The organism is Chryseobacterium sp. MYb7, assembly GCF_002979455.1.
In the GTDB taxonomy this organism is placed as follows: Bacteria; Bacteroidota; Bacteroidia; order Flavobacteriales; family Weeksellaceae; genus Chryseobacterium.
Map to the genome: position 1 here is coordinate 406,848 of NZ_PCOU01000001.1, position 24,787 is coordinate 431,634.

At 35.8% G+C, this 24,787-nt stretch carries 16 protein-coding genes and 1 riboswitch; of the genes, 13 read left to right on the plus strand and 3 right to left on the minus strand.

What is annotated here, in order from left to right:
* Positions 1-25: 25 nt before the first annotated feature.
* The 10 genes from infB to pckA all read left to right on the plus strand — a co-directional run bounded on the left by infB (position 26) and on the right by pckA (position 17,823).
* Positions 26-3,019, plus strand: a complete 2,994-nt coding sequence (infB, locus tag CQ046_RS01850; protein WP_105700618.1) for a translation initiation factor IF-2 — start codon at positions 26-28, stop codon at positions 3,017-3,019.
* Positions 3,020-3,325: 306 nt separating this feature from the next.
* The gene (locus tag CQ046_RS01855) at positions 3,326-6,217 is read left to right on the plus strand and encodes a SusC/RagA family TonB-linked outer membrane protein (RefSeq protein ID WP_105700619.1); all 2,892 of its coding nucleotides are present in this window, start codon (positions 3,326-3,328) and stop codon (positions 6,215-6,217) included.
* Positions 6,218-6,230: 13 nt separating this feature from the next.
* Positions 6,231-7,763, plus strand: coding sequence for a RagB/SusD family nutrient uptake outer membrane protein (locus CQ046_RS01860; protein WP_105700620.1), 1,533 nt, complete (start codon positions 6,231-6,233; stop codon positions 7,761-7,763).
* Positions 7,764-7,809: 46 nt separating this feature from the next.
* On the plus strand, positions 7,810-8,577 hold the full coding sequence (locus CQ046_RS01865; RefSeq protein WP_165790440.1) for a DUF4843 domain-containing protein: 768 nt from the start codon (positions 7,810-7,812) through the stop codon (positions 8,575-8,577).
* A gap of 92 nt (positions 8,578-8,669) precedes the next feature.
* Positions 8,670-10,610 carry a putative porin gene (locus tag CQ046_RS01870; protein WP_105700622.1) on the plus strand — a complete coding sequence of 647 codons (1,941 nt, stop codon included), beginning with the start codon at positions 8,670-8,672 and terminating at the stop codon, positions 10,608-10,610.
* A gap of 12 nt (positions 10,611-10,622) precedes the next feature.
* Entirely contained in the window at positions 10,623-12,209 is a 1,587-nt protein-coding gene (gene bshC, locus CQ046_RS01875; RefSeq protein ID WP_105700623.1) for a bacillithiol biosynthesis cysteine-adding enzyme BshC, read from the plus strand.
* Between the two features lie 38 nt (positions 12,210-12,247).
* On the plus strand, positions 12,248-14,218 hold the full coding sequence (locus CQ046_RS01880) for a LysM peptidoglycan-binding domain-containing protein (protein WP_228406841.1): 1,971 nt from the start codon (positions 12,248-12,250) through the stop codon (positions 14,216-14,218).
* Positions 14,219-14,288: 70 nt separating this feature from the next.
* Positions 14,289-15,164: an ACP S-malonyltransferase gene (gene fabD, locus CQ046_RS01885; protein ID WP_105700625.1), complete on the plus strand. Its 876-nt coding sequence runs from the start codon at positions 14,289-14,291 to the stop codon at positions 15,162-15,164.
* 9 nt (positions 15,165-15,173) lie between these two features.
* The gene (locus CQ046_RS01890; RefSeq protein ID WP_105700626.1) at positions 15,174-16,079 is read left to right on the plus strand and encodes a GYDIA family GHMP kinase; all 906 of its coding nucleotides are present in this window, start codon (positions 15,174-15,176) and stop codon (positions 16,077-16,079) included.
* Positions 16,080-16,206: 127 nt separating this feature from the next.
* Positions 16,207-17,823: a phosphoenolpyruvate carboxykinase (ATP) gene (gene pckA / locus CQ046_RS01895; protein WP_105700627.1), complete on the plus strand. Its 1,617-nt coding sequence runs from the start codon at positions 16,207-16,209 to the stop codon at positions 17,821-17,823.
* Between the two features lie 176 nt (positions 17,824-17,999).
* On the opposite strand, the gene CQ046_RS01900 is transcribed toward pckA, so the two are convergent.
* Entirely contained in the window at positions 18,000-18,407 is a 408-nt protein-coding gene (locus CQ046_RS01900; RefSeq protein ID WP_105700628.1) for a type II 3-dehydroquinate dehydratase, read from the minus strand.
* A gap of 244 nt (positions 18,408-18,651) precedes the next feature.
* A riboswitch (SAM riboswitch) is annotated at positions 18,652-18,750 on the plus strand.
* An 83-nt stretch (positions 18,751-18,833) separates the two neighbouring features.
* Here CQ046_RS01900 and CQ046_RS01905 point away from each other — a divergent pair.
* Positions 18,834-21,767: a SusC/RagA family TonB-linked outer membrane protein gene (locus CQ046_RS01905; protein ID WP_105700629.1), complete on the plus strand. Its 2,934-nt coding sequence runs from the start codon at positions 18,834-18,836 to the stop codon at positions 21,765-21,767.
* Between the two features lie 18 nt (positions 21,768-21,785).
* On the plus strand, positions 21,786-23,279 hold the full coding sequence (locus tag CQ046_RS01910) for a RagB/SusD family nutrient uptake outer membrane protein (protein ID WP_105700630.1): 1,494 nt from the start codon (positions 21,786-21,788) through the stop codon (positions 23,277-23,279).
* 71 nt (positions 23,280-23,350) lie between these two features.
* On the opposite strand, the gene CQ046_RS23470 is transcribed toward CQ046_RS01910, so the two are convergent.
* Positions 23,351-23,503 (minus strand): hypothetical protein, encoded by a 153-nt coding sequence (locus tag CQ046_RS23470; protein ID WP_165790441.1) that lies wholly within the window; start codon positions 23,501-23,503, stop codon positions 23,351-23,353.
* Positions 23,504-23,738: 235 nt separating this feature from the next.
* Positions 23,739-24,209: a hypothetical protein gene (locus CQ046_RS01920; protein ID WP_123906555.1), complete on the minus strand. Its 471-nt coding sequence runs from the start codon at positions 24,207-24,209 to the stop codon at positions 23,739-23,741.
* A gap of 165 nt (positions 24,210-24,374) precedes the next feature.
* Between CQ046_RS01920 and CQ046_RS01925 the strand changes: the two genes are divergently transcribed.
* Positions 24,375-24,698, plus strand: coding sequence for a DUF6660 family protein (locus CQ046_RS01925; RefSeq protein WP_105700633.1), 324 nt, complete (start codon positions 24,375-24,377; stop codon positions 24,696-24,698).
* Positions 24,699-24,787 lie beyond the last annotated feature (89 nt).

Below are 24,787 nucleotides of genomic sequence, written 5' to 3' on the forward strand. Positions count from 1 at the left end.
AAATTAAAAACAGTAAATAATATAGATGCCAAAAATTAGATTAAATAAAGCGGTTAAGGAATTCAATATTTCGATGTCCAGATTAGTAGAGTTTTTACAAGCTAAGGGTATCGAGGTTGAAAGCAATCCTAACGCTCAATTGGAAGAAGCGGCATATTCTGCATTGGAGGCTGAGTTTGCTAAAGACGGCGAACAAAGAAAAGCTTCCCATGAGGTGGTGATCACTAAAGTTCCGGAAGAAAAACTGGAAATTGAAGAAAAGAAAACCCCTGAAGTGATAAGAGCTAAAGCAAATAAACCAGAAACTAGAATTTTAGGTAAAATAGATTTGGAATCTAATAAGCCTGAAGTTGAAGAAGCTCCTGCGGCTCCTGCAGTGGCTCCTGTTGCAACACCGGTTGAAGAAAAGAAAGAAGAAATCGTGAAAGAAGAACAACCGGAAATTAAAGCAGCTCCTGAAAAGCAGGAATTCAAGGTTTTGGATAAAATTGATTTGTCTCAAATAGAATCTAGAAACAGACCTGTGAAAAAAGACAAGCCAAAAATGGAGGAGAAAAAAGAAGAAGTAAAACCTGTGGAAACAGTTAAAGAAACTCCAAAACCTGCTGTTGTTGAGGAGAAAAAAGTAGAAACTCCAAAAGCTGAGGCAGAACCTGAATCCCAGGAACCTCAGAAAATTGAGACGGTATATCAAAAACTTGACGGTCCTAAGATTGTTGGGGAAAAGATCGACTTGACTCAGTTTGCGCCAAAACCAGGTGCTGGAGCAAAAAAGAAAAGAAAGAGAATTGAAAAACCTGGTGGTCAGAATAACCAACAAGGTCAGGGGAATAATCAAAACTCAGGAAATAATAACAATAACCAAGGTGGTCAAGGCCAAGGAGGAAACCGTCCACATAATAACAATGGTGGTCAAGGTGGACAAGGAGGCAATCGCCAGGGCCAAGGAGGTCAAGGAAACCGTCCTCAAGGTCAGGGTGGACAAGGGGGAAACCGTTTCGGAAATAACCAAGGTGGCGGAAACCGTCCGCAAGGTCAAGGTGGTGGTGGCTTCAAAAAAGGAGGCCAGAATAACAGACCTGGACAAAGAGTTATGCCAGTTGAACTAACTGACGAACAAGTTAAAAACCAGATCAAAGAAACATTAGAAAAACTTACTAATAAAGGAGGTAAGTCTAAGTCTGCAAAACACAGAAAAGACAAAAGAACTTTCCGTAGGGAGCAGGATGAGCGTCAGCAAGAGCTTGAAGCACAAGACAGAACTCTTAAAGTAACAGAATTCATCACTGTAGGTGAATTGGCAAGTTTAATGAACGTTTCTCCAACTGAAGTTATCTCTGCTTGTTTCTCATTAGGAGTAATGGTTACAATGAACCAAAGACTTGAAGCTGATACCTTATTATTAGTAGCAGATGAATTCGGTTACAAAATTGAATTCTCGGATGCTGATCTTGAAGATACAGATTCAGAAGATGAAGTAGATACTGAAGAAAGCCTATTGCAAAGAGCTCCTGTAGTTACTGTAATGGGACACGTAGACCACGGTAAAACTTCATTGCTGGATTATATTAGAAAAACAAACGTAATTGCTGGTGAATCCGGAGGAATTACTCAGCACATTGGTGCTTACAACGTGAAATTGGAAAATGGTCAGAGAATTACATTCTTAGATACTCCTGGTCACGAAGCCTTTACAGCGATGAGAGCAAGAGGTGCACAGATTACAGATATTGCAATTATTGTAATTGCTGCTGATGATGATGTGATGCCACAGACAAAAGAAGCTATTGCTCACGCTCAAGCTGCACAGGTTCCAATGATTATTGCAATTAACAAAGTTGATAAACCTAACGCAAATCCTGATAACATCCGTCAGCAGCTTTCAGGCTTAAATCCTTCGGTTTTAGTGGAAGAATGGGGTGGAAATGTTCAGGCACAGGAAATTTCAGCTAAATTCGGTAATAACGTAGATGTATTATTGGAGAAAGTTTTATTACAAGCCGAAATGCTTGATTTAAAAGCAAATCCTGAGCGTTCCGCAAATGGAGTTGTTATTGAAGCATCTTTAGATAAAGGAAGAGGTTATGTAGCAACAATGTTGGTGCAGACTGGAACTTTAAGAGTTGGAGATTATGTAGTAGCAGGTAAAAACCATGGTAAAGTAAAAGCTTTGCTTGATGAAAGAGGTAAAAATCTTACAGAAGCAGGTCCATCAATTCCTGCAACAATCTTAGGTTTAGATGGAGCACCTACTGCAGGTGATAAATTCCGAGTATATGCTGATGAAAGTGAAGGTAAAGCTATCGCAAACAAAAGAGAGCAATTACAAAGAGAATTATCAATCAGAACCAAGAAACATACGACACTTGAAGAATTGGGTAGACGTATTGCTTTAGGAGAATTTAAAGAATTGAATATTATCCTTAAAGGTGACGTGGATGGTTCTGTAGAAGCGCTTTCTGATCAGTTACAGAGATTATCAACAGAAGAGATTAGCGTGAAAATCCTTCACTCAGGTGTTGGACAGATCACGGAATCTGATATTAACTTAGCGGCTGCATCAGATGCAATTATCATCGGATTCAACGTAAGGGCTGGTGCTAATGCAAAAGAACTTGCAGACCGTGAAGAGATTGAAATCAGAACATATTCTGTAATCTACAAAGCAATCGATGAAGTAAAAGAAGCGATGGAAGGAATGCTTTCTCCGGAAATTCAAGAGCAGGTAATCGGTAATGTTGAAATACGTGAAGTATTCAAGATTTCTAAAGTAGGAACAATTGCCGGTTGTATGGTTCTTACCGGAAAAGTAACAAGACAATCTAAAGTACGTTTATTAAGAGATGGCATTGTGAAATTTGACGGAGAACTTGAAAGCTTGAAGCGTTTCAAAGATGATGTTAAAGAAGTCACAAAAGGTTACGAATGTGGTCTGAATCTGAAAGGTTACAACGACATCGAAGTTGGAGATATTCTCGAAGTTTACGAAGAAGTAGCTGTCAAGAAAAAATTGAAATAATTATATCCTAAATATGTGAAAACCACTTTTTTATAAAGTGGTTTTTTTATTTTTTACACTCATCTAATTTATAATGATTCTAAATAATATTTTTTAAGTTATTAATAATTTGTTAAAGCGAATTAAAAGTGTAAAAAAAATAATTTTTGTTTAATAAAACTAGTCTATTGTTATTGAATCTTATTTGATTTGTGTAAAATTTAAATGAAATATCAAAAAAAAAGCGTAGTTTAAACATAGGTTTAATTTGCGGATGTTAATATTTATTAACATATTTGCCCATTAAATATATTAAAATTTGTTAATATGAATGTTAAATTACGTGTATTGAGTGCTGGGGCGCTATTTTTCTTTGGAGGAATGGTAATTGCGCAGCAGCAGACAACAACTAAGAAAAAGGACACGGTAAAAAAAGAAACATCAATTGATGAAGTAGTTTTGCTAGGTTACTCAAAGAGTATCACAAAACCTAAGTCAACTGTTGCTTCTAATACTGTTGGGGAGGTATTCTTCGAGAACAGACCAAATGTCAATATGTTAACTTCTTTACAAGGGTCAGCACCAGGGGTAATCATGAATGGTGGTTCTGGTAGCCCGGGTTCAGCTAAGTTTAGCTTATTGATTCGTGGTACGAGTTCTATTAATGGTAATACAGATGCCTTAATCGTTATTGATGATATTCCATCAAATGCTTCAGAATATAGAAACTTGAACCCTAATGATATCGAGTCAACTACTATTTTGAAGGATGCTGCAGCTACAGCAATCTATGGTAACCGTGGTGCTAACGGGGTTGTAGTTATCAGAACAAAAAGAGGTAAATATAACAGTGGATTTAAGCTTTCCTATACAGGGATGACTGGTATGTCATTGAGACCGCTTGATAAATATAATCTTGCCAATACTGAACAGTATATGGGCATTATGAAGTTATATGGTTTCTCTGACACTAACTCAGAATATATTAAAGCTAAAGATGCTTTGGCTCAAGGGATAAATACAGATTGGAAAAAACAATTCTTTAAGCCGGAGATGTTCCAGTCTCATGACGTAGCGCTTTCAACAGGTGGAGCGAATGTGTCTTCTTATAACTCATTCGGTTATATGGAGCAGGGTGGAGCCGTACCAACTACGGATTTCAAGAGATTTACAGTTAGATCAAACATTCAGGCTAAATCAAAAGACAATAAACTGAATGTTAACTCACAGCTTGCCCTTGCATTTTCAAGAAGAAACGAATTATTAGAAGAAACGACTTCAGGAATTAGTAACAACTCTGTACAGAATCCACTTCTTGGGGTTCTTATGGGCTTACCATATTTGTCTCCGACTAAATATGCAAATGGGCAGCAGTTATTTAATTCTATCGGTACCAATTTTAGTAATGGTAATAATATCTATGTATTACAAAACCTTTTAACAAAAGGGAATCTTCCAAATATGGTTGACCAGGTATCTATTGGAGCAAACTTAGGTGCAACTTATGCTATTAACAAGAATTTTACCATTGGTAATAAATTAGGTATTGATTACAGACAAAGTGACAGAATATCTGGTAGAGCTCCTTGGGCTTACTTGGCATTAGCAACACAAGGAACCGCTAAATATACAGGTAACGAAGATCAGACTACAACAAGAGATTTAACGATCAACAACGTAGTGTCTTTATTATATAGTGGAAAACTAGGCGAGCATTCTGTGGACGCATCCGTGAATATGGAATACAACAAGGTAAACTATAGATCTACAACAAGAAGACAAAATGGATTAGATCCAAGAACCTATGTGCCTGGTTCAGGTACAGGATATGTGCCATTTGATAATACAGCAACATCCCCTTATGTTCCTTCCGTAAGTGCTTCAAGAATTACAGCAGGTACTTTAGGTATTTTTGGAACAGTAACCTATGACTATGCAGGAAGGTTTGGTTTCCAGGGAACCTTAAGAAGAGATGCTTCTTACCGATTCGTTGGAGAAAATAAATGGGCAACATACTGGTCTGTAGCAGGTAGATGGAATATTGATAAAGAAAGTTTCATGGAAGGATCTACATTCAATACTCTTAAGCTGAGAGCTTCTTATGGAACAAATGGTAACCAGAATATTATTGCTGCAAACCCTGGAGCAAACCCTTTATTAACAGCTAGCCAGGTTGTAAGAGATTTGTATACTTCTCCTACAGGATATGGTAACGCTCTTGGATTTGGTTTCGCTTACGCAAATCCATTTGTACAATGGGAAGATGTAGCTCAAGCCAACATTGGATTAGACTTTACCTTACTTAATAATAAATTGGAAGGTACTCTTGATGTGTACCAAAAGAAAACAACGAATCTATTCAGTACAATTCCGACTTCTGGTGTCGTTGGCTCTTATTCTATTAATGGTAATAACGGAGCAATGACGAACAAAGGTATTGAACTTGGATTACGTTATAATGTTATAAAAACTAACGATCTTACATTCAGTGTATTTGCTAATGGTGCTTATAATAATAATAAAATTAATGAATTTCAGATTTTTGGAGACCCAGAACCTGGTTCAACTACAACCATTGCTGGGCACGCTCTGAATGAATGGTATGTTTACAAATACGCTGGAGTTAACAAGAGTAATGGTAACCTGTTATTCTATTCTAAAGACGGAGGAGTTACAGAAGCCCCAAAAGTGGAAGATGCACAATTCATGAATGTAAGTCCTATTCCTAAGTATGCAGGAAGTTTTGGTTTTGAAACGAACTATAAAGGGTTCTTCTTTGACGGATTATTTACATTCCAGCAAGGGGTTAAGAAATTCGACAATGCACTTTATTGGTTAGCGAATCCTGAAGGATTAGGATCTAGTGCTGTTGGTTCTTCAAACATGTCAACAGATTTATTAAACGCATGGACTCCTCAGAATTCAAATTCTGATACTCCAAGTTTAAGAGCTACCAACTGGGGATATACAGCGGATTCTGACTACTTCCTTAAAGATGCTTCTTTCTTAAAAGTGAGATCTGTTACAATTGGATATCAGTTGAGAAAAGAGCAGTTACAAAACCTGCCAATTACAGGGCTTAGAATATATGTACAAGGGGAAAACCTTTATACGTGGACAAAATGGAGAGGTTTCGATCCAGAACCAATTACAGGAACTAATTTAAGTGTATATCCTAACCCGAGAATGTATACAGTAGGGGTGAAAATTGATTTCTAAAAAAATTATTAAAATGAAAAAAGTATTTTATATATTATCGTTTTTCTTAGTGCTGACGTCATGTAAAGATGCACTAGATATTGTCCAGGATGGGGAGATTAATGATGCAAATGTTGCATTTCAGTCAGTAGATGATATGCAGAAGTTTTTGAACGGAAGTGTATATCCTGCTGTAAATCCAACAAATGAGATCTTTTTTACTTCTCTTTTCACGGATGAAATTGGATACGGACCAAGTAGTGTAAGTACATCAGATATCTTAACGCATAGATTTGTACTTAACTCTACAACTAGTCAGGTTTCCGGAATTTGGGCGAGTAACTATAACATTATCAATAAAGTAAATATCCTTTTGAAAGGAAGTGCTTTGATTAATTATAACTCATTGTCTACTGCTAATAAAGCATTATACACTAATATTCTTGTAAACGCAAGAGCTATCAGAGCATATGCTTATATTACTCTGGAATCATACTTTTCTACAAATATGAAAGACCCTAATGCTTTAGGAGTTATGCTTAGCACTGAACAGGCAGATCCTTTTACTACAAAATTACCAAGAGTAAAGAACTCTGATATTTTTGCTTTGATTGAATCAGATTTACAATATGCACTTACGAATTACAACGGAGTTGCAGTTTCTTCAGGGGTTTCTGCTCAGCATTACTTTGATAAGAAGGCATCAATTAATGCAATTGCAGCAAGATATTATAATTATAAAGGTGATGATACTAATGCAAAAGCTAATGCAGATGCGGTTATTAGTACAAGTACTTTAAGTTTAACACCATTTGCAGCATATACTTCCGTTTGGAATGATACAGCAAGAGGTGAAATTATCTGGTCTTTATACAGGCCAAATAGTGCAACAGGTACCTGGTCTAATATTGCAGGTCTCTGGACTACCAACTCGACAGATATCGATGGTTCTGTAAACTTCGATATGGGAAGGAAATTATTTACACTTCTTGATACTCCAATCGGAAATCAAAATGACAGTCGTCGTCGTGATTTTGTAGATGATACAAGTAAATTTGATGCGTTCTATCCTAATGGAGCAAACGCAAGAGAAGATGATGTAATCGTGATTAACAAATATCCAGGGAAAAATCCTCCTCGTGCTAGTTCTACCATGCAGATAAGAAATGACATCAAGATGTTCAGATTATCAGAAATGTATTTTATTTTAGCTGAAGTCGCGGCTCACCAAGGAAATTATGCAGTGGCTGCAGATAATATCAACAAAGTGAGAAAAGCAAGGTCAGAAAATGGTCTTGCGCCTATGCCTTCTTATTCTGGAGCTCAGCAGGCATATGCTGATATCCTTTTAGAAAGAAGAAAAGAATTGTGTTTAGAAGGACACCGTTATGTAGACTTAAAAAGAATGGGGGTAGCTGCTGGAGTAGGTGTAGACAGAGATGTATATGATGATGACAACAAGACGTTGCCACTTACACTACCTGCTAGTGATTATAGATTTACATTGCCGATTCCATTGAATGAGCTTAATGCAAATCCTAATATCCAACAAAACCCGGGTTATTAATTTTTAATAATATAAAGAGATTATGAAAAAAATTGCATTTTTAATATTGGCATTCTTTGTTTTTTTCCTAAATAGTTGTAAAGATGAAACTGCGGTTTACGAAGGAGATTCTTATTTACACTTTAATCAGGGAACAAGAGGAGAGGCTATTGTGACAGAGGGAACAGGTTCTAAAATTGTAGAAATTGAATTTGGGACAGTTCATCCATTGCCTGGTTCGGCACAGGTGAAATTGGTAGTTGATCCTAGTACTTCGACAGCTATAGAAGGAACAGATTTCCAAATTGTGAATCAAAACCTAACAGTGAATGCTGGTCAAATCAGCGCGAAATTTCAAGTAAAACTTTTTGAATCGGGAGCTACAGTAAATCCTAAAGCAATTACGTTTAAATTACAGTCTTCATCAGTAGCCAATGCTACTTTTGATCAGACGTATTCTTTAACATATACTAAAGCTTGTCTTTTCACTATTGCTCCATTTACTGGAACTTATAAAGTAAAAGTTGACTCATGGAAAGATTATTCAGTAGGTGATGAAGTTCCTGTTCAGCAAGGACCAGGTGCTAATCAATTCAAGATTTTATCAACTAATAACCCTGCTCTTTTAAATGCAGCTACATCTTATATGCTGGTAACAGTTGCAAATGATGGTTCGGTTGTAGTTACTTCTAATCAGCCTTTTAATTACGGAGGAACAGATATTTTCGCTGTAACAGGTACTGGTAGAGTTAAGTTCTGTACTGGAGACATTGATATTACAAGTCTTGCTTTTGGAAGCAATACAGGATATAAGTTTAGCTTATCGAAAAATTAAAATTTTTCTAATAAAAATATCTTAAACCCCACATCTTTTGTGGGGTTTTTTATGTCCTTTTATTTCTTATTTTTGCTGTACAATAATGAATAATGAAGTACATCCTTTTCATACTCTTGTCTTTAAGTTTTGTAGCCAATGCTCAGGTTGTTAATAAAGCTGATGTCAAGCCTCAATCCAAAAAAGAAGACACACTGGTGATAGACTCCGGGAAAAAAGATTCCCTGAAAATTTTCAAACCCACTATTAATGATTACCTATATCAGACTCAGTTTTCTGAAAAGAAAGTTTTTGATACCGTAATGACTTTTGATAAAACCTATATCTTTTCACAACAAAATAATAAAGATAACTTTGGAAGAATACAGCCTGCCAATATTGGTTCAGGATTCAATCCTCTTGTATTTGAAGTAAATGCTGAAGAGAATCTTTCCTTATTGCCGTCCAATAAATCTTTTATGATCATTGGAGCCAATGATGTGAAATATTACGATGTAAAAACACCTACCGCTACATTTGTTTATCACAATGCAATGCGAAATGGAGCTGCTCTAAGATCCACTTATACCCAAAATATAGGGAAGAGATTCAATTTTGCACTTGAATATATGGGATTGCGTTCTCAAGGACTTTACAGAAACTCATTATCAGCCAATAACAATACGTTATTTTCCGGACACTATGTTTCAAAAAGCGGAAACTATGAACTTTTTGCCCACTATCTTCACCAGAATGTAAACAACCAGGAGAGTGGTGGTATTACTGAGGATAATTTGTTTATGAATGGTGATAGTAATTATAAGAATAGACAAAATGCTCAGGTGAGTCTGGCGGGTTCCAGTTCACAGTTTGCTTACAGAAGATACTATCTGAGTCATCAATTTACACCATTCAATTCAGAGAAATTTCCATTTAGCATAAGACATATTATTTCTCATCAAGGGAACAAATATTATTATAATCAGACAACTCCAGAGACGTATTGGTATAAAGTTCCAGCCGATCTGGTCAATGGTTTTCCATTGACAACAAAAAAATATTCCGAAAACTTCAGTAACACAGTAAGCTTGATCTTTAATAATGAAAAATTCAAGTTAGATGCTGGTGTACGTTATCAGATCATTAAGTTTGGGGTAACAGATATTGCGTCTATTAATAATGCATTTCCTTTTCCAAATGAACTTAAAGAAAACAGAATTGGAGCTGTAGGAAATCTACAGGTAAAACTTTGGGATAAGATTCAATTGAACTCATTCCTTGAATTTTCAAACGGAAGCCAGTTTAAAAGCTATCTTAAAACAACCAATAATCTGAAGTTTGAGCCTATCAAAGATTACTTTGTGAATGCTAAAGTAAACTTCCAAAGTGCATATCCTTCATTTAATTATTTGATGAATACTTCTGTATACAAGAACTTTAATTATTATCTGGAAAATGCAAAGAACCAGTCTGTCATGGAAGTGGGAGGAAGTATCAACCTGAAATGGTTTAAAACCGAAATCTTTGCCAATTATTTCAGAATAGATAATTATACTTATTTTGACAGCAGTATGAGTCCGAAGCAAAGTAATAACTCTGTGAATATCTCTCAGATAGGAGGTGAGGCTACATTCAGCTTCAATAAATTCCATCTGAATACAAGACTGCATTTCCAAAATACGCTGACTAATAAAGAATTGCTTCCTTTACCAGGTTTCATCGGTAGAGCCAATTTCTTCTATCAAACACAAGCATTCAAAAAAGCAGCAGAAATTCAGGCTGGAGTTAAAGTATATTATTTCTCGAAATTTGCTTCAAGAGAATATTTCCCTGTTCTTAACGAATATATTCTTCCGCGAGCAGATTCTTTCTCAATTGGAGGACAGCCTATCGCCGATGTCTATATCAATATGAAAGTGAAAAAGATGTTCTTTTTCATAGAAGGCCAGCAGATAGGAACAGTTATCTCCAATAACAAAGCATACGCATTTCCACATTATCCGGTATATGATTTCAGACTGAACATCGGTATTGTGTGGTATTTGTTCAACTAAAAACGATACAGGTTGAAAACAATTAATAAAATATCATTTAACGATATAGAAAGTATTCCTCAGCTCGTAAAAGATTTTTTAAATCAGAAAATTGAGGGTTTTGAAAATAATACATTTTCTTTAGATCATTTCAGACAACAGATTCATCTTAAAAAAGACTCTTTCTCATTAGAAAAAAGAGAAATTTTATCTGAAGTATTCGAAGGTCAGCTTTCAGATCTTACTCTTTCCTCAAAACAAAGAGAAAATCTAGATCATCTTAAGCTGCCTAATACATTTACAATTACAACAGGACATCAGCTGAATCTGTTTTCAGGCCCTGTGTTCTTCGTATATAAAATTCTTCAGACTATTAAGACATGTACGTATCTGAAAGAAAATTTCCCTGATTTTAATTTCGTTCCTGTCTATTGGATGGCTTCAGAGGATCATGATTTTGCAGAGATCAATCACTTTAAGACCGAAAATAATTATTACGAAACCAATGAAAAATCCGGAGGTCCCGTAGGAAGAATTGAGATCAATGATGCTTATTTTATTTCCGAGTTTGAAAAAGAATTCAAAGATTCTATCTTCGGAACAGAGCTTATCTTAATGATGAAAGAAGCTTATAAAGTCGGAAATACTTTAACAAAAGCTATTAAAATTCTTGTAAACCGTCTTTTTTCAGAATTTGGACTTCTGATTTTAGATGGAGATTCTAAAGAACTTAAAAGCCAGATGAAGGAGATTTTTAAAGATGAACTTCTGCATTTCTGTTTACAGAAAACTTCTGAAGATAAAGTGAAGTTTCTGACAGAAAAATACGGAAAGGTTCAGGTAAATCCCCGTGAAATAAATCTGTTCTACCTTTCTGAAACCAGAGACAGAATAGAATTTAACGGCCAGAAATACATCATTGTAGATAAAACGATCCAGTTTACAGAAGAAGAAATTCTTGCTGAATTGGAAAATCATCCTGAAAGATTCAGCCCGAATGCCTTAATGCGTCCGGTGTATCAGGAAAATGTACTTCCTAATCTGGCCTATATCGGAGGAAATGCCGAAATCATGTATTGGCTGGAGCTGAAAGATTATTTCTTAAAAATTAATACTCCTTTCCCTATCTTGATTCCAAGAAATTCAATGCTTTTCCTGAAAGAAAAAACTGTTGGAAAAATTGAAAAGCTGGATCTTAGGATAGAAGATTTCTTCCAGAATTTTACCGTACTTACCAATCAGAAGATTTTAAAAGATAATCCGATTTTACAATTACTGGAAGAGAAAGAGGAATTACTAATCAGTAATTTCTCAGCATTAAAAGCCTCAGCAGAAACTACTGAGAAATCTTTCGGAAACATGGTAAAGGCGGAAGAAGTAAGACAATTAAAGTCATTTAAAAGAATGAAAAAACGCTTGCTTCATGCTGAAAAAATAAAACAAAATGAATTGTTGGAAAGACTTGAAAATCTGTTTTTAGATGTTCATCCTGCAAAAACATGGCAGGAGAGAGTCTATAATTTTAGTGTGTACTTTTCAGATTATGGTTATTCGTGGCTTGAAAATTGTTTAGAGGAAATGGTGGTTCAAGATTCAAAATTAATAATTGTTGCCATTTAATTTTAAAGAAGTATTTTTGTAAATTATAATTATCGAATATGATAAAGAGGTTTTTTATTCTATCCAGTTTATGTATGGTTTTGGGAGTTTCAGCCCAGAAATCACATACCGTTGTGCAAGGCGATAACCCTTACAACATTGCAAAAAAGTATGGAATAACTGTAGATGAATTGCTGAAGCTCAACCCAAAACATAAAGATGGCAAACTGGCCATTGGAGATGTTTTAACGATTAAATCAGAAAAAACAGCTACAGCAGCTGTTACCAAATCAGCTCCAGCTGAAAAAGCAACAGTGAGCACAAGTACTTCTTCTTTGGGTAAAATTGTTTTACAGCCAAAGCAGACTATTTACGGTATCACAAAACAATACAGAATTTCTGAAACCGATTTGAGAAAATTGAATCCTGAACTGGATTCTCACATGAAAATCGGAGACGAGATTACTTTACCTCTTGCAAGTATCAAAAAATATGGAGGCACTCAACAGGCTGTAACAGCAGAAAAACATACTGAACCCCCTGTAGAAAAAACAATAACAACAATTACACCTACAGTTGTTACCACTTCCGTAGAAGGTGAATCTTATGTGATTCAGTCTAAAGATAATTATTATAGAATTACAAAGCAGTTTGGAATCAGCCAGCAGGATCTTTATGCTTTAAATCCAGGATTGGAAGAAAAAGGACTTAAGCCTGGTGATACTATTAAGATAAAAAAATCCAATACTAACACAGCAAGTAATGCTGTGGTTGAAGAAGCTGTAAATCCAAAAGCAAAAATGGATTCAGGGAACGAAAAATCAACTACCTCTTCCAATGTTGCTGCAGGTGATGATTATGTGACCTATACCGTTCAACAAGGAGATACTGTATTCTCTATTGTGAATAAATTTGGGGTTTCTATAGATGAACTTATTGCGCTTAATCCTGACCTTTCACACGGGTTAAAAACCGGAATGGTTTTAAAAATCAAAAAACAGGATGCAGCTTATATAAAGAAAAATGGGGATGCACTTAGTGTTATATTAATGCTTCCTTTTGGGTACAGTACTAATGAAACCCAGTACAGAGGGATGGCTCTTGACTTTTTGACTGGAGCTAAGCTTGCTATCGAAAGAAATGCAAAGGGAGGACAAAAGCTGGATATTAAAGTAGTGGATTCAGGAAATGAGGCTTCATTCAAAAATTCTTTGACACAGATCAATCCTGATAACACCGATCTTATTATCGGACCTTTCTTTAAGTCCAATGTAATTGATGTCCTTGACTTTACCAAAAATCAAAAAATCCCGATTGTAGCGCCATTTGCCAACTCTCCGGAATTATATAACTACAGTAATCTGATTATTGTTGAAACCAATAATCAGACCTATGCTGATAAGATTGTAGAAGAAGTAAAAGGAGTTTATTCCGATCAAAAAATATATATAGTGGCAGATGCTAAAAAAGAAGATGCAAACTATATTAAAGCAGGACTTGAAAAAGCGGTAAAAAATCCTAATATTATTATTGTTAACTCTTCGGCAGATATTCAGCCGGATCAAAACATGATGACAGGACAGTCTGCACCGGTTATTGCCATTTTAGCTAATGATGATAATGCAGCAGGTGATGCTTTTGCCAACAGAATTGTTGCTATGTCTAAAGAAGTACAGGGTATGAAAGCGTTCAGTATGTTCTATTCTCCAACCTTTGAGAAGAGAGTAGATGAGCTGAGCCAGGCAAGTCTTGTGTATTTGATGGATAGAAAGATCAATACAGACGGAAGCTTTGAAAAAGAAATTCTGGCTGCATATAAAAGCAAATACTGTAAAACTCCACCGAAATATGCTATCGTAGGTTTTGATGTTGTCAATGACATGTTAACCAGAGAAAATAAAAAAGGAGAGATCTTTAAACAGATGAATAAAGTTCAGACTCAGCTTGCTACAAAATTTGAGTTTGTAAAATCTAAAGCTAATGGTGCTTATGTAAATACCGGTTATAGAGTAATCAGGTTAGTACCTTAAATGATTTATAACTGTTTAAAAGAATATTGTTAACATTATAGTTATATTTGCATAATATTTAATTCAATACATGAAAGCACTTGTATTTCCAGGGCAGGGTTCTCAGTTCGTAGGAATGGGAAAAGAATTGTATGATTCTAGAAAAGATATTAAAGATCTGATGGAATCTGCCAATGAAATTTTAGGTTTCGATATTCTTTCCATTATGTTTAACGGAGCGGATGAGGATCTTAAGAAAACAGAGGTTACCCAGCCTTCAATATTTATACATTCAGTAGCAGCATTAAAGGCAGTAAATGGTCTTGGTGCTGAAATGGTAGCAGGACACTCATTAGGAGAGTTTTCAGCTTTGGTTGCCAACGGAGTTTTATCCTTTGATGACGGGTTGAAATTAGTTTCCGAAAGAGCAAAAGCTATGCAGGAAGCTTGTGATGCAAATCCAAGTTCTATGGCAGCGATTCTGGGACTAGACGATGCCAAGGTTGAAGAAATCTGTGCACAGATCAGCGGAATTGTTGTTCCGGCAAACTATAACTGTCCAGGGCAATTGGTAATCTCAGGAGAAACACCTGCAGTAGAAGAAGCTTGCGCAAAACTGAAAGAAGCAGGTGCTAAAAGAGCATTGCTATTGCCAGTAAACGGAGCTTTTCATTCACCATTGATGCAGCCTGCACAAGAAAGACTGGCAGCAGCTATCGAAAAAACAAAGTTCAGAAAAGCCACTATTCCTGTATATCAGAATATCACTACCACAGCGGTAACCAATCCTGATGAGATCAAACAAAATCTGATCGCTCAGCTTACCGGTCCTGTAAAATGGACTCAGTCTGTACAGAATATGATTAAAGATGGTGCCTCTAACTTCGTAGAAGTAGGACCAGGTAAAACCCTTCAGGGATTGATCAAAAAAATTGACGGATCTGTAGAAGCAGTTTCTGCAATCTAATAAAAATATATGAATGCGATATTTTCACCGGGCAAGCTTATGCTTACTTCAGAATATTTCGCAATCGATGGAGCTCTTGTCTTAGCGGTACCTACCAAGCTTGGACAAGAGTTTTTCTTTGAAGAAAAAGAAGATGGTAAGTCTCTTATTTTTTGGGAAGCCTATCATCAGAACACATTATGGTTGAAAGCTGTCATTGATTATAAAAAATGGCAGATTCTGGAAACCAATATTCCATCCAGCGCTGAATTCATTACCAAAACATTACAGAATGTTCAGCAGCTTTCTAGCAGTAAATTCAAAACAGATCTTACGTACGATCTAAAAACAAACCTTCAGTTTCCAGCAGATTATGGACTTGGAAGTAGTTCTACCCTGATGAATAATCTGGCAGAATGGGCGGAAATAGATCCTTTTTATCTTAATGCCATAAGTTTAGGAGGCAGTGGATATGATATAGCAGTGGCCAAGGAAAAATCAGCCATCCTTTTTCAAAGTAAACCTGAGATCAAATACGAGAAGGTGAATTTCAATCCTTCTTTTAAAAATGAGCTCATTTTTATTCATTTAAATCAGAAGCAAGATAGTAGAGAAGGAATCAATTTTTACAAATCCAAAAAAAAGTCTCCGGAACTGGTTGATGAATTTTCAGATCTCACAAAAAAAATATTGTTATGCAATGAATTGGAAAATTTTTCCGAACTAATGATGATTCATGAGCATAAAATTGCAAATTTTCTTGAAATTTCCACAGTTAAAGAAAAGATATTCTCTGATTGCCCTTTTTTTGTCAAAAGTTTGGGGGCTTGGGGCGGAGATTTTGTAATGAGTGCCAAATTTGGGGACTACAAGAACTATTTTTGGGAGAAAGGTTTTACAACCGTTTTGGAATGGGAAAATATAATTAATTTATAATCAATATCTTACGATCCTGTTTTTTTATTTGCCATTCTGACTTATATCAGTATATTTAAACCGTCTTTAACAAATAATTAATATTATTTTTGTTGAAGTCAATAAAGAAATAGAAAATATAAGTAAAATGAAAAACACTAAAATCATCCAGGATTTAGAGAAATTAGGGATTAAAGGAAACTATGAGGTAGTGTATAATCCTTCTTATGAAGAATTATATCAGGCTGAAGTTTCTCCTGAAAATCAGGGGTTTGAGCAAGCTGAGCTTACAGAGTCTGGCGCAGTATCGGTAAAAACAGGAATTTTCACAGGTCGTTCACCTAAAGACAGATATATTGTTCAGGATGATGTTACAAGAGATACAATTTTCTGGGATGGTAAAGTAAACTTACCTACAACCGCAGAAATTTTCGGTTCTTGTAAAGAACTAGTGATGAACCAGCTTTCTGAAGCTAAAAAAATCTATGTAGTAGATGCATTCTGTGGTACAAATGCAGATACAAGACTTAAAGTAAGATTTATCGTTGAAGTAGCATGGCAGGCACATTTCGTGACCAACATGTTTATTCGTCCTTCTCACTACGAACTGGAAAACTTTGGTGAGCCGGATTTCACAGTAATCAACGGATCAAAAACAACAAACCCGAACTGGGAAGCTCAGGGATTAAACTCTGAAAACTTCATTATGTTCAACCTTACTGAAAAACTACAGATCATCGGTGGTACTTGGTACGGAGGTGAGATGAAGAAAGGTATGTTTGCAATGATGAACTATTACCTTCCATTGAAAGGTATGGCTTCAATGCACTGTTCTGCAAACGTAGGTGAAAAAGGAGATGTTGCTTTATTCTTCGGTCTTTCAGGAACAGGTAAAACTACTTTATCAGCAGATCCTAAAAGATACCTTATCGGTGACGATGAGCACGGATGGGACAACAACGGAGTATTCAACTATGAAGGTGGATGCTACGCTAAAGTAATTGACTTATCAGAAGAAAAAGAACCGGATATTTTCAGAGCCATCAAAAGAGATGCACTTCTTGAAAACGTTGTTGTAAACAATGGAGTAGCAGATTATACTGACGGATCTATCACAGAAAATACAAGAGTTTCTTATCCAATCTATCATATCAACAAAATTGTACTGCCTTCTAAAGCAGGTCATGCTAAGAAGATTGTATATCTTTCTGCAGATGCATTCGGAGTACTTCCTCCGGTTTCTATCTTGAATGAAGATCAGGCTCAATACCACTTCCTTTGCGGTTATACCTCAAAATTAGCCGGAACTGAAAGAGGAATTACAGAACCTCAGCCATCTTTCTCACCGGCATTTGGTGAAGCATTCCTTACATTACACCCAACAATGTATTCTAAAACATTGATCGGTAAAATGCAGGAGCACGGAGCAAAAGCTTATTTGGTAAATACAGGTTGGAACGGTACTGGAAACAGAATCTCTCTGAAAGATACAAGAGCAATTATCGATGCTATCATTGATGGATCTATTGACAATGCTCCAAAAACTCAGGTTCCAATTATGAATCTTGAGATCCCTACAGAATTGCCAAATGTTTCTACAGGTATTTTAGACCCTAGAAATACGTATGAAAATGCCTCAGACTGGGAAGAAAAAGCAAAAGATCTTGCTTCAAGATACATCAAAAACTTTGAGCAGTACTGTGATACTGAAGAAGGTAAGAAATTAGTAGCTTCAGGACCTCAATTGCAGGAACAAACTATCTAATAGTTACCCATCAACATACAAAAAGCCTCATCAATGATGAGGCTTTTTTATTTTATTTAATTTTAGTTCTTACAGATTTAGTATTATATCGAAGTTATTGAAATAAATTTATTTTCATAAATTACGTTTTCTATCCACAAACATCTGTGCAATCTGTGGGAAAATAAGCAACTGAATTATTTTAAACTCAATAAAGCCAATCTATATCCATCCATTCCAAAACCAGATAATACTGCATCTGTATTAGCTGCTGTTACAGATTTCTGTCGGAATTCTTCTCTTTTGTAAATATTGCTGATGTGAACTTCTACTTTTGGTTTACGAATATTTTTTAGACAATCCGCAATTGCGTAGGAATAATGGGTGAAAGCTCCCGGATTGATCACTACTGCATCAAAATCATCCTCCTGAAGTCTGTTGATAAGCTCGCCTTCTATATTAGACTGGTGATATTTTAATTCATGAGTCTGAAACTCGGATTTTAATATCTCCAAATAGCTTTCCATAGAAACATTTCCATAGATTTCCGGTTCTCTGGTACCTAACAGGTTGAGATTAGGTCCGTTTATGATCAAAACTTTCATACTATAAAATTAAAAACTTTTTTTAATTAATGGTCAAAAATTTCTTCATTGATTCGCTTTTCGTGAATTGAATTATTAGTAATGATATTTATCATGTCTGATAAAATGATAAAGAGTGTAACTCTTTGCTGTAGGGGATTTTATTAAAAATTTACGTTAATTTTTGAAAAATTATCATGAAAAATGAATAAGTCTACTTGTTTTGTAGACTAAAAGTTTTTAGCTTTGTAACCATATTTCGATCGGCTTATAAAGAAAGATGGAGGGAACTGACCCTATGATATCTTGACAACCTACCCGTGGGGCAAGGTGTTACATTCAGCCTTTTTAGGAAAAATAAGCATTTGGTTTATCGTATTTATCGATGCCCTTTGCTGACTTTTCTGCAAAGGGCTAAGTTTTAATATATGATAAATAAAATTGATTATGATTAGCAAAAATTTATTCAATTCTAAGGTTTGGATACCTCCGGTTGCAGCATTTTTTCTGGGGGTGACCAGTTTCAATGCGCAGAATTCCAAGCCTAAAAAAGATAGCCTTCATGAAAAAGAGATTGATGAAGTCGTAGTGGTAGCATACGGAAAAGCTAAAAGAAACAGCTATACCGGTTCTGTAGCTACTATTTCAAGTGATAAAATTAATAACAGACCTGTTACCAATATTACCAAAGCATTGGAAGGACAGGTTGCGGGGATTCAAACAACCAGTGCATCAGGGCAGCCTGGAGCTGTTTCTACCATCCGAATCAGAGGGATTGGTTCCATCAGTGCTTCCAGTGATCCGTTATATGTAGTAGATGGAATTCCTTTTGACGGAAACCTGAACTCTATCAGCCCAAGCGATATTGAATCCATCAGTGTTCTGAAAGATGCTACAGCAAGTGCTTTGTATGGTTCAAGAGGAGCCAATGGGATTATCATCATCACCACAAAATCAGGTAAAAAAGGAGAGGCTAAAGTCAATTTTAATATCAGCCAGGGATTCTCCGGAAGAGCGGTTAAAGATTACGAACAGGTTAATACAGATCAATATTTTCAATTATACTGGGAAGCATTGAGAAATGGATATCAATCTGGGAAAGTGAACGCTCAGCAAGCTGCTCAGATGGCAACGGACAACCTTGTTTCTTCATTGGGCATCAATCCATATGGAACAGGCTATCCAAAACCGGTAGGAACAGATGGTAAATTGTTGCCGGGAGCTTCACCACTTTGGAATGACGACTGGAGAGATATTTTACAGAGAGTAGCTTCAAGAAATCAAGTAGATCTTGATATCAGTGGAGGAAGCGAGAAAAGTAATTATTTCTTCTCTCTGGGCTATCTGGATGATAAAGGAATGGCGATTGAATCAGGATATAAAAGATACAATACCCGATTAAAAATCAATTCTGAAGTCAAAAAATGGCTGAATGTAGGAGTAAACTTAAATTACACAAACAGTATTCAGCAAGCTCCTACTTCTTCGGATTCGAAAGCGAGCAATATCATCAATGCGGCAAGATTTATTCCTTCATTTTATCCTTATTATGAAAGAAATCCGGACGGAACTTATATTTTGGGCTCTGATGGAAATCCAATTTATGATTTTGGAAAATACAGACCTACAAATGCCCTTCAGAATCAGAATGCTGCTGCAACACTGCCTTTAGATAAAAATGATAATAAAGAAGATAACTTCTCAGGAAAAGGATTCATGGAATTTACTTTCTTACCGGAGTTGAAATTCAAAACAAGTTTCTCTGTTGATTTGGTGAATTATAACGGTCATTATTATTCAAATCCATTGCTGGGACAAGGAGCTGAAACTGGAGGTTCGGTGACGAAAACAAATACCAGAACACTTTCTTATACCACCAGTAATATTCTTACGTATGATAAGAAATTTGGAAAACATCATATCAATGCTTTGGCAGGACATGAATTCTACAAATACGATTATCAGACAATTTCCGGAACAAGAAGCCAGTTCTCACTGCCTTATTACTATGAACCGGATGCTGCTTCTTTATTAGGAAACTTTAGTGGAAACAGCAATAAATTAAGTTTATTAAGTTTCCTTGGAAAAGTAGAATACGATTATAACAATACCTATTTCCTGTCAGCTTCAGGAAGAGCAGACAGTTCTTCAAGATTTGAAAAGGATAACAGATGGGGGAGATTCTGGTCTGTAGGTGGTTCATGGAAGATTTCGAATGAGGAATTTGTTAAAAATCTGAACGTTTTCAATCAGTTGACTTTGCGTGCGAGTTATGGAGGTCAAGGGAATGATAAATTGCTTAGGCCAAACGGACAGCCGCTTTATTACGCTTATCAGGAGCTATACAGATTTATAAGTCTTGGAGGAGAACCGGGGACAACACTGGAAAAAACGTCTACCAATAATGTGAAATGGGAAACCAACCTTAATTTAAATGTAGGATTGGAGTTTGCTATTCTGAATAACAGAATTAAAGGAAATATCGAATATTTCAAAAGGCAAAGCCAGGATCTTCTGTTTAATATGCCTGTTGCACCATCATTGGGAATCAGTGATTATCCAGCGAATATTGGAACAATTCAGAATACGGGATTTGAATTTTCATTATTCACAACCCCAGTTAAGACGGATGATTTTCAATGGAATGTGGATGTAAATCTGAGTACTTTAAATAACAAAGTAACCAAGTTACCTGGTGGTTCTCTTGTGGTAGGAACGAAATTATTAACAGTAGGAGGTTCTGTATATGATTTCTTTATTCCGGAATGGGCTGGAGTAGATCCAAGCAATGGAAAACCATTGTGGAAAACGGTTACTACAGATACCAGCGGAAATTCGGTGGAAGGAACTACTTCAGAGTATTCAAAAGCTACAAAACTGTTACAAGGTTCTGCCTTACCTAAACTAACAGGAGGAATCAGTACCAGTATCAACTATAAGAATTTTGATTTTTCAGGATTACTGACATTCAAAATCGGGGGTAAAATTCTGGATAATGATTATACTTCCATCATGCATAACGGAAGTGCCGGAGGACGTGCATGGAGTGCCGAAATGCTGAACAGGTGGACTCCGGACAATCCTAATACAGATGTTCCGGGATTGAGTACCACAACGAATAACTGGACATCAACATCTTCAAGATTTTTATATTCCGGAACGTATGCAAGGCTTAAAAATGTAAGCTTAGGATACACTCTTCCCGAAGCTTACTTTGAGAAGATAGGATTGAAAAAGTTCAGAATTTATATTCAGGCAGAAAACCTTCTGACCTTCTATAAACATAAAGGAATGGATCCTGAACAGGCTTTGGACGGGACAACGTATTACAGATATCCTGCAATGAGAACCATCACTTTTGGTCTTCAGGCAACGCTTTAACCATTTAAAATCGAAACAATGAAAAAATTAAAATATATATCGTTTGCACTCATCGGATTTTTGTCGCTGACAAGCTGTGAAAATGATCTGGATACTGCACCAACAGATCAGGCTAACAGTGTGGAGGTTTTCAAAACAGCAGAAAGTGCAGAAACAGTTGTGAATGGTACATGGGCAAAGTTTAATAATGACGGAACTACGTATGCCAATATCGGGTATTCTACTGTTCTAAGAGCCAGTGATGCCATGGGAAGTGATGTGGCTGTATTGACCAATAAATATGGTTTTGGCTCTACTTACGCTTTCACTGAAATGGTGAACAGCACGGCCAGCCGTCCGTTATTTATCTGGACTATGTTGTATTCTACCATCAATAATATGAATAATGTGATTACAAGAATTGATGGAACGGAAGGAAGCCAGGAGAAAAAAAATCAGGTGAAAGGACAGGCAAAGGCATTACGTGCTTTCTGTTATCTGAATCTGGCAAGCTTTTATCAGTTCAGCTACCTGAAAGACAAGTCAGCTCTGACAGCTCCTATTTATACTGAACCTTCCACAACGAGTACGGTAGGGAAGAAAAGAGCAAGCCTTGAAGAAATTTATACTCTGATTAAAAGCGATCTTACCGATGCAGATAATCTGTTGAAAAATTATACAAGAAACAACAAGGATAAGATCAACCGTGCTGTAGTTAACGGACTTTTAGCAAGAACTTACTTAAATACAGGAGAATGGAGTAAAGCTTCAGCATCGGCCAAAATTGCAAGAGAAGGTTCTCCACTGATGGCTCCGGAAAAATATAAAGATGGCTTCAATGATATCAATAATGCGGAATGGATCTGGGGACATGGGCAGACTCAGGAACAGTCTGATGAAAGTTATGCTTTCCATTATCTGGATGTATCTTCATCGGGAAGTTTTTACTACAGTTTTATGGCTGACCCTTATTTTAAAGATCTTTTTGATACTAATGATATCAGATCCCAGCTGTTTTCATGGGACGGACAGAAAGGAAGAGAAGGATTGCTGAGGTATGCTAAGTTTAAATTCAAACCAACCCTTATTGCAGATATTGTCTACATGAGAGCTGCAGAAATGTACCTGATCGAAGCTGAAGCCGAAGCCAGAAACGGAAATGTCTCTCAGGCTGTAGCTGTTTTGAATCAATTAAAATCTGCCAGAAATGCTAATATTTATAATGGTTCATTATCCCAGAACACGGTGATAGATGCGGTTTTGATTGAAAGAAGAAAAGAATTGTTCGGAGAAGGATTCTCCCTTTCAGATATTATCAGAACGCAGGGGACGGTAGTAAGAAAACCATTTGTAGATGCAGATGGGAAACCGATAAAAGTACAGATCACTACACCGGACGGTACCGTGAAAACGGTAGACGGTAAAGGGCATTCTGTTCTTGATTTCCCGGATAAATCTGCTTTCACGCCGAACAGCAATTATTATCTATTCAGCATTCCACAAAGAGAATCTGAAAATAACCCGAACTTATAAGAGGACATACTTATAATTAGATTTGATTTTTAGCCACTGCGTTTGCGGTGGCTTTTTTATTATTTAAGACTTTATTGATAATAAAATGTGTAGATCTTATCTGATAGATTTACATAGACTATATCTCCCATTTTTTCTCCACTGATCTTCTTAAAATAGACTTTATCATTTTGAGATTTGTCAACTTTTCCGAAATAAATGGATCTAATAGTTGAACTGTCCATCGTTTTGTTTTTAAAAACAATATAGAGAGAATGGTTGTTTTCCCTATTATAAATAGTATGAATACCTATCTTTATATAATTTATTTTGCCATTCGGTTCCTGAATCTTATAATAGCCATTAATTTGAGCTAAGTTATCATCAGACTTGTAACTACTGAAATTACTTGTTACACAGCTAATAGTTGTACATAGTATAGAAAATAATAAAATATATTTAACCACAATCAGATACTTTTTATTCATATGCTATAGTGGAAGGCTCCAGTTGTTTCACTTCATTTTTGTTGAAGATAATATCCTGTATAGTTTTATTAATTCTGTCGAATTTTTTTCCATTATAGCAGAACCATCCTTCTTCAGCATTGTGAATATATTCTACATTAATATTGTTCAGACTCAATCTGTCATAGATTTTAGGATTATATCCCCATATAGAACAATCAATTGTAGAAGGAAGACTTTCAAAGCTGTTTTCTGAAAAAGTTTTCAGAATTTTTTCTTTTTCTTCTCTGGTTAAATTGACCTTTATCGTAGTCGAATCAGAATCATAATTTCTTGTAAACAAACCTGTTTTTGAATCATAGGTATCAGTCAAATCTTTATAAATGAATGATGAATTCTGGTTTATTGTATTTTGCTTATTACATGATATCAGACTAATGATAATCAGCAAATAAAAGGTGATAAAAAAGTGATTATTTTTCATATGTGCCCTTTTTGATATTGAGTTATTTTTATTTTCAATGATATGAATTTTATTTTTATCATAAAGACCTTGGTACATATTTGCGAATAGGTTTTTACATAAAAATGTTAGTTAAATACTTAATATGAATAATTCAGTTTAGAAAAAATCTCTACCTTTGTAACAATGAACCTCTTAAGATGGATACTGGCAATTTATTTCATGGCACTGTCACTAATGCCATGTGCTGACGTGTCTCATCCGCAGAATTCGGGAAATAAAATGATTTCTCTAAGTGTTCAGGAAAACCATTCAAAAGAAAAAGGAGATATCTGTTCTCCACTGTGTGCTTGCAGCTGTTGTCAGATGACGGTTTCAGCATTTAAAATGGATCCTTTATTGGAGATTCCTGAGCAGATTCCTGCTTACTTTTCGAAAAAAATTCTATTCCACAAAAACGACTTTGCTTACCAGATTTACGACCCTATCTGGCAGCCTCCTAAAATTTAATTTTTATTGATTTTTAGAAAGTTATGCTTTCTAATGATAAACTGTGCTTGAAACTTTGCAATACCATTGCAGAGGTTTTCATGATATTT